The organism is Roseofilum capinflatum BLCC-M114 (assembly GCF_030068505.1).
Classification (GTDB): Bacteria; Cyanobacteriota; Cyanobacteriia; order Cyanobacteriales; family Desertifilaceae; genus Roseofilum; species Roseofilum capinflatum.
This window is the reverse complement of record NZ_JAQOSO010000077.1, coordinates 1-16,011: the sequence shown is the minus strand read 5'-3', so window position 1 is coordinate 16,011 and position 16,011 is coordinate 1. Positions and strand designations below refer to the sequence as shown.

12 protein-coding genes are annotated in these 16,011 nt (G+C 47.3%); 1 reads left to right on the top strand and 11 read right to left on the bottom strand.

What is annotated here, in order from left to right:
• The first annotated feature begins 79 nt into the window (after positions 1–79).
• The gene (locus tag PMG25_RS13390) at positions 80–358 is read left to right on the top strand and encodes a hypothetical protein (RefSeq protein ID WP_283767403.1); all 279 of its coding nucleotides are present in this window, start codon (positions 80–82) and stop codon (positions 356–358) included.
• 16 nt (positions 359–374) lie between these two features.
• Here the strand turns inward: PMG25_RS13390 and PMG25_RS13385 are convergent, their stop codons facing one another.
• The 11 genes from PMG25_RS13385 to PMG25_RS13335 all read right to left on the bottom strand — a co-directional run bounded on the left by PMG25_RS13385 (position 375) and on the right by PMG25_RS13335 (position 15,827).
• On the bottom strand, positions 375–1,580 hold the full coding sequence (locus PMG25_RS13385) for a glycosyltransferase (protein WP_283767402.1): 1,206 nt from the start codon (positions 1,578–1,580) through the stop codon (positions 375–377).
• Positions 1,577–2,740: a glycosyltransferase gene (locus PMG25_RS13380; RefSeq protein ID WP_283767401.1), complete on the bottom strand. Its 1,164-nt coding sequence runs from the start codon at positions 2,738–2,740 to the stop codon at positions 1,577–1,579. The genes PMG25_RS13385 and PMG25_RS13380 overlap by 4 nt, the downstream gene beginning before the upstream one ends.
• 33 nt (positions 2,741–2,773) lie before the next feature.
• Complete coding sequence (gene lspA, locus PMG25_RS13375; RefSeq protein ID WP_283767400.1) at positions 2,774–3,250, bottom strand: signal peptidase II; 477 nt, start codon at positions 3,248–3,250, stop codon at positions 2,774–2,776.
• Positions 3,251–3,308: 58 nt separating this feature from the next.
• Positions 3,309–3,908, bottom strand: coding sequence for a biotin transporter BioY (locus PMG25_RS13370; protein ID WP_283767399.1), 600 nt, complete (start codon positions 3,906–3,908; stop codon positions 3,309–3,311).
• Positions 3,905–5,005, bottom strand: a complete 1,101-nt coding sequence (gene bioB, locus PMG25_RS13365; RefSeq protein WP_283767398.1) for a biotin synthase BioB — start codon at positions 5,003–5,005, stop codon at positions 3,905–3,907. The genes PMG25_RS13370 and bioB overlap by 4 nt, the downstream gene beginning before the upstream one ends.
• Positions 5,006–5,068: 63 nt before the next feature.
• Entirely contained in the window at positions 5,069–5,590 is a 522-nt protein-coding gene (locus tag PMG25_RS13360) for a hypothetical protein (protein WP_283767397.1), read from the bottom strand.
• Between the two features lie 82 nt (positions 5,591–5,672).
• Positions 5,673–6,092: a PIN domain-containing protein gene (locus PMG25_RS13355; RefSeq protein ID WP_283767396.1), complete on the bottom strand. Its 420-nt coding sequence runs from the start codon at positions 6,090–6,092 to the stop codon at positions 5,673–5,675.
• Positions 6,086–6,385, bottom strand: a complete 300-nt coding sequence (locus PMG25_RS13350; protein ID WP_283767395.1) for a hypothetical protein — start codon at positions 6,383–6,385, stop codon at positions 6,086–6,088. Before PMG25_RS13350 ends, PMG25_RS13355 begins: the two co-directional genes overlap by 7 nt.
• Before the next feature lie 87 nt (positions 6,386–6,472).
• Complete coding sequence (locus PMG25_RS13345) at positions 6,473–13,618, bottom strand: non-ribosomal peptide synthetase (RefSeq protein ID WP_283767394.1); 7,146 nt, start codon at positions 13,616–13,618, stop codon at positions 6,473–6,475.
• A 190-nt stretch (positions 13,619–13,808) separates the two neighbouring features.
• A complete protein-coding gene (locus PMG25_RS13340; protein WP_283767393.1) occupies positions 13,809–14,525 on the bottom strand; it encodes a circadian clock KaiB family protein in 717 nt (238 codons plus the stop codon).
• A 15-nt stretch (positions 14,526–14,540) separates the two neighbouring features.
• Positions 14,541–15,827: a type IV pilus twitching motility protein PilT gene (locus PMG25_RS13335; RefSeq protein ID WP_283767392.1), complete on the bottom strand. Its 1,287-nt coding sequence runs from the start codon at positions 15,825–15,827 to the stop codon at positions 14,541–14,543.
• Positions 15,828–16,011 lie beyond the last annotated feature (184 nt).

The window sequence follows — 16,011 nt, the reverse complement described above, 5'->3', positions numbered from 1 at the left end:
AAAGATTTTGCTTTTGTTGTGGTATAATTTGTGAAAATGAAAACCCCCTGCTTACAGAGCAGGTCAAAATGTCTATAAAATGCTCAATGAAGGAGGATATTTTATTATTAGCACCCCATTTTTAGTTCGTATTCATAACGACCCCATTGATTGTTCTAGATGGACAGAAACGGGTTTGAAGTATCTATTAGCAGAATGTGGTTTTGAACTCGATAAAATTAAAACAGGATCGTGGGGCAATCGTGCTTGCATTAATGCCAATTTCAGAAAATGGTCAGCACGGGGATGGGGCATATTTAGTAAACTCCATAACGAGGAAAAGTTCCCAATTACAGTTTGGGCGATCGCCTGTAAGTAAAAAAGCTATAGTTCTTTCAATGAAGTTTGTTCTGAAGTACAGAACGATCGATATCAGCCAGCCGTTCTGCAATGGCTGGCCAAGAATAGGACTGTTTAACTAAAGTTTGAGCATTCTGACTCAGTTTTTGCTTCTCTGATGCTAGTAACTGAGAAATTGCACTGGCTACAGATTCTCTATTACCCTCTACAATTAACCCAGCGTTTGCTTGCTCAATCTCTGGGGCAATTTGTACTTCTGGGGTGATAATCACAGGTAAACCCGCAGCCATGGCTTCAACTACGGCAATACCGAAGTTTTCAGAAAAGGAAGGAAGGACAAAAAGATCTGAGCCTTGCAGGACTAAATCTTTGTCTTGTCCTGTGACAAATCCGGTAAATCGGGTGCAATGGTGTAAGTCTAACTGATGGATTAACTGTTTTAATTCCTCAATATATTCAGAATCTCCAGAACCGGCAAGGAGGAGATAAATGTTAGGATGCTCAGATTTAACTCGATGGAGTGCTTCGATTAATAGATCGGGGCGTTTTTTATAATGTAGACGGGAGAGAAATAAGATAATTGTCGCGTCTAAAGGAATATCATATTTTGCCCGCAGTTTCGCTTTGGCATCGGGTTGGATTTCTGGAATGTCCACGCCTAGGGGAATGGTTACGGTTGGGGACGTAATGCCATAATTGCGAACATCTAAGGCTTCTCCTTCTGAGGTACAGTGGATGGCGGCAGCTTGATTGAGGGTACGGCGTTCGATGAGAAGGCTATAGAGTTGTTTTTTGCGACGACTTTGGGCTAGGGCCCAGGGGGAGAGTTGGCCCATAGTACGGACGGTGTAAGGGACTTTATGCCAACGGGCGATCGCCCCGGCACAGGTAGAAGCGTAGGAGAAAAGATAATGGTTATCGAGAATGTCATAATTGCGGACGTTGTGCCACAGCCATCGGGTGAGGGCAGGAGAGAAGAGAAATCCGCGATCGCGCCCTAAAGAAACGCCTTGATTGGGTGGAGAAGCTAGAGGTAAAAACCAGACCGGAACCCCACGATAGTCAACTTTTTGGTTGAGGGGAACATCAAGGAGTTGGGCGTTTTCTGCTCCATTGTCATTAGTCGTGGCAATCTCGGCCTCTACTCCAGATTGTCTGAGGTACTTAACTAAGTTGAGAGCGACTTCGGTGGGCCCCCCTCGACTAGGGGATAAGGAGGGAATGACATGGAGAACTTTCACGGATGACCTCCTAGGCGAGACGTTTCCATTAGCGCTTCTAGGGTTTGCTGAAACTGTTCAAAACCAAAGGTTTCAATGACTTGTTGTCGCAAAGCTTCTGGTTGATACATCAATGGATTAGGATATTGTCGTTGTAAAATCTGGATGAGAGTTTGGGCAATTTCTTCGACGCGATCGGGATTGACTAATGCTCCTAGTTTACCGTTACAGAGGGCATCTATGGCCCCGTCTTGGTTTCCTCCTAATGTGGGTTTACCACAGGCTAAGGCTTCTAAATAGACGATGCCAAATCCTTCTCCTTTACTGGGCATGGCAAAGAGATCGCAAAGATTGTAGTGGTCACACAATTCTTCATCGGGAATAAAACCGGCTAGGGTGACGTACTTTTGTAGATTCAGTTGTTGAATTAGGGTTTCCACGCGGGGACGGTCATCCCCTTTGCCGACAATCAGATAATGAAGGTTGGGAACCTGTGGGAGGATGGTGGGCAGGGCTTCTAGAATGCGATCGTAGCCTTTATATTGTTCTTGGCTATCTAAGCGGCAAACGGTTAATAGGATTTTCGTTTCTGGAGAAAAACCATAGCGTTGCAGTAGGTAAGGCGGTTTGGGGGCAATGGTAAAGCGATCGCTATCAAAGGTATTGGGAAGGAGTAACACTTGTTCTGGATTCAAGTCTTGCTCTTTGAGGAGACGATCGCGGGTATAGTGACTTACGGCGAGAATGCGATCGGCATGACCCAGAGCCGTTTTCAGTAGGGGACGCTCGATGTTCCAGGCTTCTACTCCGTGGGCGATCGTCCAATAGGGAATACCTCTCAACTGCTTCAGCCAGTAGGCGATCGGTGTAAAATTCAAATGACTGGTTATCACTAACTCTGGAGAATCCCATAGTCCCCCTAGCAAAATCCGAGCCGCAAACGCTGGGGTTCGCCAGGATAGAGGAATATTACCTGTAAAATGGAAGTCTGTTTGATGTCTTCGATCGAGATCGGGGGAAGATTGAGTATCGTGTTTAAGGTAGACCTGATAATGGCGATCGGGGTACAAATTTTGTAACGCTTGTAGTAAAAAGGCCGAATAAACTTGAATCCCTCCCTTAAAACCAAAAATATTGGGAAACCACAAGTGGTAAGAATGTTTTTTGTGAGACTTATACATTAATGATTCACCGCAATAATACTGAATTTTGAATTAACCCTGTTTTTTTCTCCTCATTTCTGGATAAATTGTAGCGATTAACAAGCAAATAATACCGAGATTAATGGCGACATCGGCTAAATTAAATACCGGAAAGCGAATCAAGCGAAAATCGAGAAAATCAACGACATACCCAGCTACAAAGCGATCGATCCCATTTCCTAAAGCACCGCCCAAAATAAAGCCATACCCAGCTTGTTCCCAGCGAGTCATTTTTGGCCCATATAGAGCCAAACCCATAAGTGCCAAACTCACCCCTAATGATAGCCAACGTAACCATTCCCCATTTTCACTAAACAAGCTAAAGGCCGCGCCATAATTACGAACATAGGTAAAATGAAAAACACCTGGCATGAGGGGCCAACTCTCGTGTAATTCAAAGTTTTGGATCACCCAAAATTTGACCAGGTGATCGAAGATTAAACTGATTAACGCCAGTATCCAAAATAGGGGATTTTTCTTAAATTTCATCTTATGGACTGTTCAATAAAAAGGTAAAACCCTGTGTTTTCTGTTCCCTATTCCCTAATTAATAAAACATCAGATGGCGCAATAGATAAGCAATCACTGTGGCTGCACAAGCGACAACCAGTTGTCCGGGAAGGGGAAATAGAGAATATTGCATAATTGTATCTAAAAGTTGTTGGCCGCTTTCGGGAGTCCAGACAAATAGCTCGGTTAAACTTAAATATAAGATACCGGTGAAATGGATACCGACTAATCCACCCAGACAACTGAGGGCTAAACATTCTAAACGCGGGGGAAAGCGAAAGGCTAATACCCCACAAATCCAGGCTCCTGGAATAAATCCGAGCAAATAGCCAAAAGAGGGTTCTTTGAGATAGTCTAATCCTCCACCTTGATAAAAGACAGGAAACCAAGTTAATCCCATAATTAAATAGCCGATTTGGGATAAAACTCCGGCTTTTTTCCCGCCCATGCACCCGACTAATAAAACGGCTCCAATTTGATAGGTTACGCCTAGAAAATGGAGGGATAAAAGATGATCTTCAAAAGATAATTTGGGGGAAGCAATAAAGACTTTTAAAAAAGTTCCCCCGATGGTAAGGAGTAGGCCAATAAAGGCCCACAACAGTTCATTTAAACGAATCACGCTGCTGGATTTCAAGGCTGTCCAGGAATGGGGGCTTCTCCCCCTTCAAGTCCTAAAGAAGTGAGCATTTGATGATCGGCTTCTGGAGGTTGTCCGAGGGTGGTGAGATAGTGACCAATGAGCATGGCGTTAATCCCAGCTTGTAGTCCCAGAGATTGCAGTTCTCCCATGACGACTTCCCGTCCACCGGCATAGCGGATGATTTGTTCGGGTAGGATCAAGCGGAAAATGGCGATCGCCTTCAGCGCTTCATAGGGATCGAGTCGGGGACGCTCTTCTAACGGTGTTCCTTCGCGGGGATTGAGCAGATTTAAGGGTACAGATTCGACTTCTAACTCCCGGAGGGAGAGGGCTAAATCTACTCGGTCTTCCCAGCTTTCTCCCATGCCTAAAATGCCGCCCGCACAGGCTTGAATCCCCACGGCTTTGAGGTTTTTGATCGTTTCTACGCGATCGCCCCATTGGTGGGTGCTGACAATGGACGGGAAAAAGCCCTCAGAGGCTTCTAGGTTATGGTTATAGCGGGTTACACCAGCCTCTTTAAGGGCCTGGGCTTGTTCGGGGGTGACTTCACCGAGGGCGCAACAGGGCTTAATGTCGGTTTGGTCAATAATTTGACGAACCGTTTCTAAAACCTGGGCAAATTCTTGGGATTTGGAACTGCTATATTTCGGCCCCCGTCCCTGACTCACCAGACAGAAGCGTTTTGCGCCTGCGGCTGCGGCGGCTTTAGCTTGGGCTAAAATTTCTTCTGTGGATTTGAGTCCGTAAATGGGGGAATCTTTCCCCGGATGGTGAGCAGACTGGGCACAAAAGCCGCAATTTTCGGAACAACTGCCGGATTTAACGTTGCCGATACTGCACAGATCGACCACATTACCACAGCATTCTTGACGCACGCGATCGGCGGCAGCACAGAGTAAGAGAATATTATCCTGGCCTTCAATTTGCGTCAGTTCCAGGGCTTCTGCTCTGGTGAGCCGTTTACCGGCCATAATCTGATCGCTGAGGCGATCGAGCCATACCCCTAATGAGGATTCATTAGGGAGGGTAGGGGAGTTAGGCGATCGCCCTAACCCCTGAGATGAATTCGATAATGGTGCTTGAACCACGTCCAGCCCCTACACTTAAGTAACAATAATGCAATTGAATTGTATCATTCCCGTTGTCCCCGGCTAAAATCTTAAGCCAATTCCCCCTTGCAGGGAAACCGCCGTTTCTCCAGTGTTGCGATAAGCATCAAAGGCGATCACTGCATTGCCAAAAATCACTGCATTACTCGACGGAATCATATAATCAATCCCTGGTTGCAGGGCAAAGCCGTTTTGATTGCCCAAGGGTGAGACATTATTGCCATTGGCAAAGGAATAGCCTGCACCAATATAGGCATCCGTTTGCCAGTTGAGGGGGAAATCATAGGATACGGTGGGAACCACTGCCGCCGAGCCGCCTAAGATAAAGCCTTGGACACGCATGGAGAGGGGGACTTCGAGGAATTTGTAGCGCACGGCAATGACTCCCGCAATTTGCCGGTTCGCATTCCCCCCTTCGACTAAGCCAAAGGCTGGCCCAACGCCGATATAACTGCCATAGGCGGCTTGTGCTTGGGCAGGTTGGGGATTAAAACTGAGCGCTCCGAGGGCAGTTCCGAGGGCGATCGCCCCTAAACCTAGAATTTTTTGTAAATAATGCTTCATAATCTACACTCCTCAATTCAACGGCAGGTGAACCCCTTGATGATTTTCGAGTTTAACGTAATTTTTATGCAATTGAGATCCTTTATTCCCCTGTTACCAGCCAATCTTCTACCGTCAGTTCCGGAACTCGCAGCATATCCGAGTCATGAGAAACCAAGACTAATTCTCTAATTATGGCGATCGCCGCGATAAAAATATCCGCATCCTCCAGCCTCATCCCCCTTTGTTTTAAATAAGCGTGGATTTCTGCTGCCTTCTCCAGAATGGCGATATCGTTCCAGAATAGTATTGGAATTCGCCTGCAAATTCTCTCAAACTCAGCTAGTTTCCTGGTAGCATTGCTCGCAATCAAACCCCGTTTGACTTCGTAGTAAGTTATGCCACTGATATAGGCTCTTTTCTTTTGTACGGATAGCTGGACTAGCTTCTGCTTTACTGTCAAATTTTTCCTCAGAATGGCTGAAACCACATTTGTATCCAGCAGGTAATCTTTTCTTACCATCTCCCCTCTACAGCAGCATCGAATAGTTCCATTTGCTCCGGCGTGAAGTCGTCTAACATTCCAGAGGCTGCCTCCCACGCTAACACTTTATCGATGCGATCGCTGAGATCTTCATCGTCAATCTCTTGGAGTTCATCGGGACTCAGGTGTTCTTTTATCAAGCCGGATACATAGTTGACCATTTCCTCTAGGTCTAGTTTTTCTCGAAACCAGCTTTCCTTCTCCATCAGCTCCTCGACTATCCGGGATATCCTGGCGGTGAGTGCATCTTTGTCTATAGTGCTTTGAGTCATAACGCCTCCTTATGTTTAATCCCTTGTCATTCTCAAGCTTCTCTATTTATTTTAGCGATCGCATCCGTTAGATCGCTGTCCCGAATTCTAGCAAGCTTCCAGCTTTTGGGCCAGAACCCGGACATGGGGGGGCAGCATCATGCCATAATGGTCGCCAGGAATCATATAAGTTTCTAATGCTCCTGTTACCCAACTATTCCACCCTCGGTCTTCTTTTGACTCACTGGCAGAAAACAGAGCCACTCGACCCGAATAAGGCTGAGGTTGATAATCGTATATTGCCTTCAGGTTAGCTTTGAAAACCTCAAACAATCGACCCATCTGTTCCAGGGATATTTCTGGGGGCAAAATATTCAGGCGCTTGGCTTCAGTCAGGATGGAACTTAATTGTTCTGCTGGTTGAAGTTGCTGGATTTCCTGAGCGGAAATCGAGAACTCTTGACCAAACATCCCGCTCAGATCGTTGAGTAGAGCATTAATCAAAAAAGTATCATCGATGGGTTGTTTATTCTGGCTGGGTGCATAGCTATCAATTAACGTCAATAGCTCAACTTTTTGCCCCAAGACTTGCAACTGCTGTGCCATTTCCCAAGCCACAACACCGCCCATCGACCAACCGCCTAAATAATAAGGGCCTTGGGGTTGAATTTGTTGTAAGGCTTCTATATAAATCGCCGCCATCTCCTCTATTTTTGTTAATGGTTCCTTGTCGCCAGATAACCCTAGAGACTGCAAGCCGTAAAAGGGTTGGTTGTTGCCCAGATGTCGCGCTAACTCGGCATAACAGAGAACATTACCGCCAACAGGATGCACGCAGAAAAATGGGGGTAAGTCTCCTTGGGTTTGAATGGGAACTAAGGGAGCATGGGAGCGAACATTGCTTTGGGAAGAAAGCAAATGGGCTTGGCTTTCGATCGTCGGTTCGGTAAATAGCGTTGTCAAAGGTAGATGAATGCCCAACTGCTGTTCGATGCGAGCCATCAAGCGTACCGCTAATAGGGAATGACCTCCTAAGTCAAAGAAGTTGTCTTGCACTCCAACGGTGGAAATATTAAGAACTTCCGACCAAATTTGTACCAGTTGCAGTTCGGTGGTGGTGCGGGGGGCGATCGCATTTACTTCTCGATGTTCTGTATCCGGTGCAGGGAGGGCGCGGCGATATTGCATCCGCAACGCTTCGCGATCGCATTTTCCATTGGGAGTGAGAGGAATTGCCTCTAAAAAGATAAAAGCACTCGGTATCATGTAGTCAGGTAGCTTGGTTTTCAGGAAACCGCGCAAGTCAGAGGATGCCACTTCTTTTTTAGCAACGATATAAGCAACGAGACGCTTGTCCCCTGGAGAGTCTTCGCGAACAATAACCACAGCCGAGCTAATTTCTGGGTGTTGAGTTAACGTAGCTTCGATTTCCCCAAGTTCGATGCGGAAACCTCGGATTTTCACTTGGTTGTCAATGCGTCCAATGAATTCGATGTTGCCATCCGGGAGATAGCGGGCTTTATCTCCTGTTTTGTAGAGACGCGAACCCGGTTCGTCGCTAAAAGGGTTGGGGATAAATTTTTGGGCAGTTAATTCCGAACGGTTGAGATAGCCTCGCGCTAATCCCGCACCGCCAATATGGAGTTCTCCTGGTATGCCAATGGGAACTGGTTGAAGATGGCTGTCTAGGATATAAACCTGTAAATCGGAAATCGGCAAACCGATTGGGCTACTATTACGGTTTAGATCCGAGATCGTTAATGGACGATAGGTGACGTGGACTGTCGTTTCCGTAATGCCATACATATTAATCAGTTGAGGAGAGCGATCGCCATGTCGATCGAACCACGGTTCTAGACTCTTGATTTCCAAAGCTTCTCCCCCAAAAATTACCAAACGCAGGTTCAGAGGTTCTTGGGTTTCGCTTAACTCCTCGACTTGAATTAACTGCCGAAAAGCGGAGGGAGTTTGATTGAGAACCGTGACTTTATGAAGGCATAGCAACTCATAAAAGTCCTTGGGCGATCGCGAAATCCAATAAGGAACGACCACCAAACATCCTCCGTAAAGCAATGCTCCCCATATTTCCCACACGGAAAAATCAAAAGCGTAGGAATGAAATAGAGTCCAAACATCATTGTTATTGAAGCCAAACCAGGACTCAGTTGTGGCAAACAAGCGCACTACATTATCGTGTTGAATTAATACGCCCTTCGGTTGTCCCGTGGAACCGGAAGTATAGATGATGTAGGCGAGAGAGTTGGATGTGACGGAGGTTGTCAGATTGGTTGTAGCCTGCTGTGCAATCTGATGCCAGTCGGTATCTAAACAAATTGCCACATCAGGCAGGGAAGGAATTGTAGATTTGAGTTTTTCTTGTGTCAGCAGAATTGAAATTCCAGCATCGGTGAGCATGAAGGTTGAGCGCTCTGCTGGAGAATTGGGATCGATCGGAACATAAGCCCCACCTGCTTTGAGAATCCCTAAGATTCCTACTATCATAGAGAGCGATCGCTCTACACATATCCCCACTAATACTTCCGGTTCGACTCCTAAAGAGCGTAAATAATGTGCCAGTTGATTCGCCCGACAATTTAACTGGTGATAGGTTAGCCGTTCTTCCTCAAAAACTACGGCTACAGCATCGGGATTCTGTTCCACCTGTTCTTCAAACAACTGATGAATGCACTTATCCTGGGGATATTCGACTTTGGTATCGTTCCACTCTACTAATAATTGATGGCGTTCCGGTTCTGTTAATAACGGCAGTTCGCCAACTCGCGCTTTTGGATTAGCCAGAATTCCTTCTAGCAAAGTCTGAAAATGCCCCATCATCCGACGAATCGTTGCCGCATCAAACAAATCGCGATTATATTCCCAATAGCCAATTAATCCCGCTTCTGTTTCTTCCATCGACAACGTTAAATCGAACTTGGCTTTGGCACTTTCCATCTGCAACCAATTAAAACTAATCTCCGGTAACTCCAGAGGTTTCATCGGTGCATTTTGCAAGGCAAACATGACCTGGAAAATAGGCGAGTATCTGAGGCTGCGTTCCGGTTGCAATGCCTCCACCAAATGCTCAAACGGCACATCCTGATGGGCATAGGCATCCAAACAAGTTTGCCGCACCTGTTGCAATAGTTCGGAGAAACTCAAGTCGCCTTCCAATTGACTTCGCAACACCAGGGTATTCACAAAAAAGCCGATGAGTCCTTCGATTTCGCTGCGGTTGCGGTTAGCAATGGGCGTGCCAACTACAATATCTTCTTGACCGCTATAGCGATAAAGTAAGGTGCTAAATGCAGCAAATAAAGTCATAAACAGAGTCACTCCCAACTCTTGACTCAGATGCTTTAACCGTTCCGTAAATTCGACCCCAAGTTCAAAAAACTCTTTGCCTCCGTTCGCCGTCTGCACCGTTGGACGCGGATAGTCCGTGGGCAGTTCTAATAAAGGAGGTACTCCGGCTAACTGTTTTTTCCAGTAATCGAGTTGTGGGGCTAGGATTTCAGCCGTAGCAGGTTGTCGCTGCCAACCGGCAAAGTCGGCATATTGAATGAGCAGTGGCGGTAAGGGTGAGGGTTTCCCTTGAACATAAGCCCCATACAGCGCTTCCAACTCGTGGCAAAATACACCCGTTGACCAGCCGTCGGTAATAATATGGTGCATCGTTAGCAACAGCACCCAGTCATCGGCTGCTAACTGGAATAGAGTTACTCGCAATAAAGGATCGTTTGCTAAATCGAAGGGTTGCCCAACTTCTATCTGGCCCAAACGCTGCACTTCAAGGAGGCGTTTCTCTGGTGGCAAATGCTGTAAATCGCCAACAACGGGCATTTTTAGCTCTAGTTCGGGGCGAATTACTCGAACTGGGGAACCATCCACCGCTCGATAGTTAGTCCGCAAGCTCTCGTGACGGCGGACTATTTCTCGTACTGCGTCCCATAGCGCTTCTACTTTCAGCGAACCCAATAAACGCAAAGCCTCTTGCTCGTTATAGGTAAGGCTGCCTTCCTGCAATCGGTCTAAAAACCACAGGCGTTGCTCTGCAAAAGATAAGGGCAAATCTCCAGCTCGCGACACCGGTTGGATGGCAGCTAATTGTTGGCGAGTCGCTCCTAAGATAAGCTCGCCAAATTCTGCTACTGTCGGCGATTCAAATAATCGATGCAGGGACAGTTCTATGCCGAAAGTATCCCGTACCCGCGAAATCAGTTGAGTGGCTTGAATCGAGTCACCCCCCAACATAAAAAAGTTATCTAATACTCCCACTTCGTCGAGACTCAAAATTTTTGCCCAAATTCCCGCGAGAATTTCTTCCGTGGGAGTTCGCGGGGCTACCAATTCCACATCCAGAAGCGGGCGAGATTTATCTGGGGCGGGTAGGGCGCGGCGATCGACTTTTCCACTGGGACTTAGGGGCAGTTTGTCGAGAACAACAAACGCCGATGGCACCATATAATCGGGCAGTTTTTCTTGGAGAAACTCGCGCAACTGAGGGATGAGTTGATGGTGTTTTTTTCCTGTGTAGGGCTGATTGGCATAAGCACTCCAGGGTTTGAGTTCATTTTCTGGAGGTGCAATAATGCTGCTGTCTGGAATGATGTTGCGATCGTTACGCACAAATACCACATCATAGTAAGCCTCTCCACAGTTTTTGCCGGAATTTTTGCCATTATTGCTAGACCAAGTAATATTAATTCGATAATTAACTTCGGATTCCAATTGGCACCAATCTTCCGGTTCAATTCCCCCTGGAGAAATTTGTTGCCGCAGTTCCCCTACGGTTTCGGGACATTCACGACTGGCTAATCGTTCTATTGCCTGCAAATCTTGCCAAATTCTAGCGTTCGGAACGCCTGTGACAACGAGTATTTCTGGAGATGACGTTTGTAGTAAACGCTTTAGCGTTTTAAATCGGGCTGGGGAGGTTTCTTGTAGTTGGTGACGAATGTCTGTCACAGTCAAATTATCTTGTCCCCAGTTTACATAAACGGGGGGTTCTGCTGGATTTGGCGCTGGTTTGCCAATATGGAGAACCACATCGTAGCGGAAGCGAGTCAACTCGTTTTGGTAATGCCCGCGCTTGAGTTGAATTTCTACATGGCTAATTTGGGGCAAGTGCTGTTTCAGAGCAATGAAGAACTCAGGGTCAATGTTCAGCCGGTTTTCTCTGGCTATTCGGTTCTGAATGCAGTGTTGCAGTTCGGTTGCAGATACAGAGCCAGGAGTTCGAGCCAATTGTACTGACGTATGGAATGCTGCCAGCAATGGTCTGCTTAACACATCTCCCACAAAAATAGCACCTCCTGGCTCGACTAAAGTCGCAACGTTTTCCAAGACGCGAACCAGGTAGTCCATGCTGGGAAACATAGAAATCACCGAGTTAATGACTACCGTGTCGAAGCCAGCATCTATCCCCTCCAAGTCGTCTGCTGGAGTTGCGCGAAGCGTCACCGCTGGCGCTAATCTGGTGCCACTAATCTGCTGTTCCACATAACGGATTGCTTCTACAGAAACATCCGTACCCCAATAACGATCGCAGTGGGGCGCGATGCGAAACAGCAACATACCCGTTCCGCACCCGATTTCTAGCACTCGCTTCGGCTGCAAAGCCAAAATCCGTTTTACCGTACAGTCCACCCACTCTTCCACTTGAATGGCAGGCAGTGCCTTTCCTGTATAGCTGTCATTCCAACCGCCAATGTGAAGGGTCGAATCCCACTCCTCTGCTGGCTTTTTGTAGGCTTCATCCCAGAGTTTTCCCCATTGCTGAACCTGCTCTTCTTCGACAGTTGTTGATGAATCAGACAAGGGAGACACGACATAAGCTACTAAGCGCTTTTTGTTAGGGATATCTTCCCTCGCCACTACTACGACTTGGCTCACGGTGGCGTGTTTGCTCAGTACAGCTTCAATTTCCCCCAGTTCTATGCGGAAGCCGCGAATTTTTACTTGGTCGTCGATCCGACCCAGGTACTCAATGTTGCCATCTGGTAAGTAGCGAGCCAAGTCACCTGTTTTGTAAAGGCGATCGCTCGGTTGCCCATCGGAGTCGGAATGAAGCACAAACTTCTCGGAGGTTAATTCGGGTCTGTTGATATAGCCTCGCGCTACACCGTCTCCCGATATCCACAATTCTCCTGGAACGTCAATGGACTGGGTTCTCCCGTCAGCATTGAGGATGTAACACCGTGCGTTGGCAACGGGAAAACCGATGGGAACTGTGGCTAAATGCTGATAGTTGCCGATATTCAATCGGTCTATTTCTAAGACAGTGGTAATAATCGTTGCTTCTGTCGGACCATACATATTAAAAATCCGACAATCTGGAGGAAGCAATTGGTGAGAGCGTTCGACTAGAGCGTAACTTAAAGCTTCAGCACCAATACAGGCATATTTTAGGGTTCTCAATGGCCGAGCGTCGGTGATTAAGTTCTGAAATTGAGTTGGCGTGCCATGCAGAACGGTAATTTGATTTTGCTCGATGAAGTCCCTTGTCTTGGTAAAATTTCGAGCCTCTTCTTCTTCAGGGATGAACAGACTAGCGCCCGAAGTAAGAGTAATAAATATTTCCCAAACCGACCAATCAAAGTAATAAGACAAGTATTGAATGCAGCGATCGCTCTGAGTTAATCCCAAATGTTCGTATCCCCAATGCAAGAGTGGAGACAAATTGCGATGAGCGATCGGAACCCCTTTAGGCTTGCCAGTGGAGCCAGAAGTATAAATAACGTAGGCCAGATTCTCGGCAGTGACAGCAGATAATGGTGTAGCTTTGGGGTCGATCGAGTTTTGCTCCCAGCCTCCATCCAAGCACACCACTTCGATCTCGATTTGAGGAAGTGCGCCCAGGAGCGACTGCTGAGTTAACAAAACAGATGCCTGGGTATCTTGGCAGATAAAAGCAAGACGTTGCCCAATTTCCGCAGGATTCATGGGCACATAAGCGCCACCAGCTTTGAGAATTCCTAACATGGCTACTACCATGTCCAAGGAACGCTCTACACAAAGACCGACCAAGACCTCTGGCCCAACTCCCAACCCTTGCAAGTACCCAGCCAATTGGTTAGCCCGTTGGTTCAGTTCCCGATAGGTGAGTTGTTCATCCTCGAATACAACTGCCACGGAGTCGGGGGTTCGCTCGACTTGGGCTTCAAATAACTGATGGATACACTTGTCGTGGGGATAGTCTGCTTGTGTATCGTTCCAGGAGGTTAATGGGCGATCGCCTTTTGATGCTGCGGCCATAGATGTATTTTCCAGCTAAGTTCCAAGTTTAGTTTACCGGGCGATCGCCCCTAGACCTATGAGATCCTCCCACTTTTGGCCTTATTGCGCTGTCACCAGCCAGTCTTCTACCGTCAGTTCTGGAACTCGCAGCATATGCGAGTCATGAGAAACCAAAACTAATTCTCTAATGATAGCGATCGCGATTGTTCTAATCGATTAAGCGCAACAATTGCTCCTGATAGTCAATTTCTCCGACGACGCGACGCATGGGTTGGGGCCAAACCCGGAGTAGGGTGGGAGTGGCTAAGACCTGATCCTGTTCCGCGCGATCGGGATGTTTGAGAATATCAATCACTTTCAGGGTGTAGGGTTGGGAAAGACTTTGTTCTAAAAACGAATGTACTTTGTGTAAGAGTCCCTCTGTACTGTTGTGATTTCCAGAGACAAATAAGCGAAACACATAACCGTGGGGGTTGAATTCTTCTAGGGATAAGCCCGGTTGAGTCTCTTCTAAGGAGCGATTTTGGACTCGTACCACCCAATCATGATCGTCCCAGAGTTGGGGAAATTGGTCATAGTAAGAGGCGATCGCCACCGGATCGCATAATTCAGGAGCAACCGATACAGGTTGCCATTGGACATCAATACCAAATAGGGCATTTAAAAGAGGTGCATAACGCCACACTAGGGGATATGCTTCAGCCACACAATGGGTTTGCTGAGTGTGAGGATCGATCCACCGATCCAACGTTGCTGTATAACAAGGAACTAAAAAATGAGGGGGGGCACAAAGATCCAAAAGCGTTTGCAATTTAGCGCATAGATCGATATGCCATCGACTCTGTTTACTCGGATCGATGCAGTAAACAATATCCCCCCCAGGAGTAAATAAGGCGATCGCCTTCAATGGCTCATATACAACCATTCGTCTGGGTCTAATCTAGATCCGACCTCGGAGGAATTGAGCCATTTCATTCGGCGTTGGCGATTTCTCTAGAGCCGTTTCTTCCGTGATTCGACCCTCTTGATAGAGATTGTACAGAGCCTTATTCATGGTCGTCATTCCTTCAAACTCTGACCGCAGCATGATTTGGGTAATCGCCTCCAGGTCATTTTTGATGACATATTCTTTCACCGCATCCGTCGCGATCATGATGTCATGGAATGCAGCCCGCTTACCATCCGTTGTTTTACATAGTCCTTGTGCAATAATGGCAACTAAAGACTCCGATAAGGAAACCCGCAAAGCTGGCTGTTCTGCCGGGGGGAACATCCCCATAATCCGCTCAATGGTTTTCACCGCACTATTGGTGTGCAAGGTTCCCATCACCAAGTGACCGGTAGAAGCCGCTTTCAGGGCAATACCCATGGTTTCCTTATCCCGAATTTCCCCCACCAGCATCAGATCGGGGTCTTCCCGCAGAGCTGCTTTCAGGGCATTCTGGAATTCGCGGGTATGGCGGCCCACTTCCCGGTGTTTCACCAAGGATTTTTGACTCACATGGACAAATTCCACCGGGTCTTCAATGGTGATGATATGATACGCCATGTTTTTATTGATATAGTCAATCATGGCCGCCATGGTGGTCGATTTCCCGGAACCCGTGGGCCCGGTCACCAGAATCAACCCTTTGTGATAGTGACAGATGTCTTTGAACACTTCTGGCGACTTTAACTGTTCCATCGTCAAAATATTCGAGGGAATCAAGCGCAACACCATAGCTGGGCCAGCCAAGGAATCAAAAACATTAATCCGAATTCGCACAAAGCCAAAATCAAACGCACCGTCAAAATCTAGGTGGTCTTGGAATTGGCGAATTTCTTCATCCGTCATACATTCACGCAACCAGCTCATGAAGGTATTCAGGTCAGTTTTGGGGTATTCCAACCCGGTAATCTCACCCCGTTTGCGAAAGCGGGGAAGCTCATTAACTCCTAAGTGAAGATCGGAAACCCCTTCTTCGTCCGCTCGTTTGACTAATTCTTCCAGGGTGGGATTGCCAGGACTTGGCCCGGATTTGGGCGATGACCGCTTGGCCGCTTTCGGGGCGGCTCCTGGAGGGGGAGCCGCTTTAGCCTTAGCGGTTTTGGCTGCCTGGGGATTCATGGGCATGGTTCGGGCCGGCATTTGTTGGGTGGCTCCATCTGGGCTGGCTGCCGTGCGCGGGGGAGGTGCTGGGGGACGAGGGGGAGGAGAGGGGGGTTTTCTCTGGGGGGATTGGGTCATAACCAAGTCCTGTAGAATACATCAGAAGTTATAGAGCTTTGGGCATCGGCGATCGATGCATCAAAGGATCAAAAAAAGATCAAAAGATTTTAAGGTGTAAGATGGCATCCAAGGGGTTGTAGCCTGAAGAATTAAACTAAGCCGGGCAGTCACCCACCCGACTCGTCTTCAAAACCGTGCGTGA